The 2017-nt window shown below is 75.8% G+C and carries 2 protein-coding genes; one reads left to right on the top strand and one right to left on the bottom strand.

Going from position 1 to position 2017, the window contains the following annotated elements; genetic code table 11:
• On the top strand, positions 1-385 hold a 385-nt coding region (locus tag EYA84_RS32810; protein ID WP_161595081.1), incomplete at its 5' end, for a hypothetical protein.
• On the opposite strand, the gene EYA84_RS33785 is transcribed toward EYA84_RS32810, so the two are convergent.
• Positions 382-2016, bottom strand: a complete 1635-nt coding sequence (locus EYA84_RS33785; RefSeq protein WP_236146070.1) for a serine/threonine-protein kinase — start codon at positions 2014-2016, stop codon at positions 382-384. The two genes, EYA84_RS32810 and EYA84_RS33785, sit on opposite strands and share 4 nt — an antisense overlap.
• Between the last annotated feature and the right edge of the window lies 1 nt (position 2017).

Raw genomic sequence — 2017 nt, 5'->3', positions numbered from 1 at the left:
GGCCGGGCCGACCACCACCGACCCCCGGCCGCCGTCCGTCCGGGCCACACGGAGCCCGTCGCCGCCCGCGCCGGTCCCGACCACCCGCAGGAGTACGCCCCGACCACCGTCCCCCACCACGCCCGACGCCCGCCTCGGCGCGGTCCGGTACGACCTGGTGCTGGCCGACGTCGGCCCGATGCCGACGTCGCTCTGCCTCGCCACCGGTGGCGTGCTGCGGATCCAGGGCATCGGGCCGGGGCAGGTGACCGTGGACCGGACGGATCTGGCCGACAGCCACTACGAGGCGGGGGTGGTCGACGTCCGCTTCCTCCGCAGCGGCACCGTGGACGTCACCATCCCGCACGAGGGCACGGTCCACGTGGTCACGGTGGTGGTGCGCTAGCCGACCCGTACTCCGTCCAGCAGACTCTCGACGAACGCGTCGGCGGTGTCGGGTGGTGGCACCACCTGCGCGTAGAGCAGACCGACCGGGGCGCGGGCCGCCGCCTCCACCAGCACCGGCCGGTCCCGGGCACAGTCGAACCGGGCGACCACCCAGTCCAGCCCACCCCGACGTACCCGCCGCACCGGCGCCGGGGTGCAGTCCGCGTGCGGCTGCTCGGCGACGAACCCGGCCGGGTCGGTGCGCCGTCCGGCGGACGCGGACAGTCCCAGGAACGCCCCCGGCACCGTCGGATCGACGGCCCAGCGGTCCGGCTCGGGCGAGATCACCAGGGCCGGTTCGAGTCGCCCGTCCCCGCCGTACCGGCCGGCCCAGCCGGTGCCCGCCGACCGCCACCCGTCCGGCAGGTCCACGCGCAGCGCTCCGCTCGTCGCGGTACGCGTCACCGCCGTCGCGTCGGCCGCCACCGCACCCGCCGTCGCCACCAGCACCAGGACCAGCCCGACGCCACCCCACCACCGACGTCGCGCCCGCACCGGCCCGGCGTGCCCACCGTCGGGTCGCGCGGTCCCGGAGACGGCCGGGGCGACGGGGACGGCCGTCGTCCCGCCGGTCGTGGTCGCACCGACACGGGCGACAGCCGTCGGCGTACCCGCGTCGACAGCGCACGGTGTACGCCTGTCGACATCCGACACGGGGTCGTTCATGGCGGTGGCGGCCAGCAACGCGGACCGGAAGTCGGCGGCGTCAGGGTGACGGTCGTCCGGTCGCGTCGCCCCGGCCCGGCGCAACACCTGTGCCACCGCCGGTGGGACGCCCAGCCGTAGTCGTGTCCCGTCGACGTGCGGCCGGTCGGCACCTCCGGCCAACGATGGAGTGGTCGGGTCCTCGGGTCGAGGGAGCTCGCGCGCAGGGGTCGCGTCCCTAAGGTCAGAGTGGTCGGACGCAGGGGTCGCGTCCCTGGGGTCTGGGCGGCCGGGTGGTGGAATGCCGAGCAGGCGCAGGCCGAGGCGGCCCAGCGCGTACACGTCGGCGCGTACGTCCACGACCGCCAGCGGGTCGTCCTGCTCCGGCGCCATGTAACCGGGGGTACCGGCGCGCACGGTGAGTCCCGAGGCGACGGCGAGCGCCTTGGCCAGACCGAGATCGGCGATGAGGACCCGTTCACCGGCCGGTGTGCTGCGGAACAGGATGTTGCCGGGCGTGAGGTCGCGGTGCACCACCCGGTGCCGGTGCAGGACGGCCACTCCGGCGGCGATCTCGCCGAGCACGGTCAGGGCGGTCGGCACCGGCAGCGGCCCGTCGGCGAGCCGGTCCCGCAGGCTGCCCCCGTCGGCCCAGTCCAGCACGGTGTACGGCCGCCCGTCCGGCAGCTCGCCGACGGCGCGTACCCGCACCAGCCGGTCGTCCTCCATGCGCCGCAGCAGGCGGGCCTCGTCCAGGAAGCGTTCCCGGACGCGTACGTCGTGGTGCCAGTTCTCGGCCAGCACCTTGATCGCCACGCGGGCGTCCAGTCCCGGGTCGTACGCCAGCCACACGGTCGCGAACGACCCCACTCCCAGCAGCCGCTCCACCCGGTACACCCCGAACCCCGCAGGCATCCCCACCGCCCCACCCTGCCCCTCCCCCACC

Origin of the sequence: Verrucosispora sp. SN26_14.1 (assembly GCF_004307965.1) — a bacterium.
Lineage (GTDB): Bacteria > Actinomycetota > Actinomycetes > Mycobacteriales > Micromonosporaceae > Micromonospora.
The sequence above is the reverse complement of the archived record's forward strand: the minus strand, read 5'-3'. Positions and strand labels throughout refer to the sequence as shown.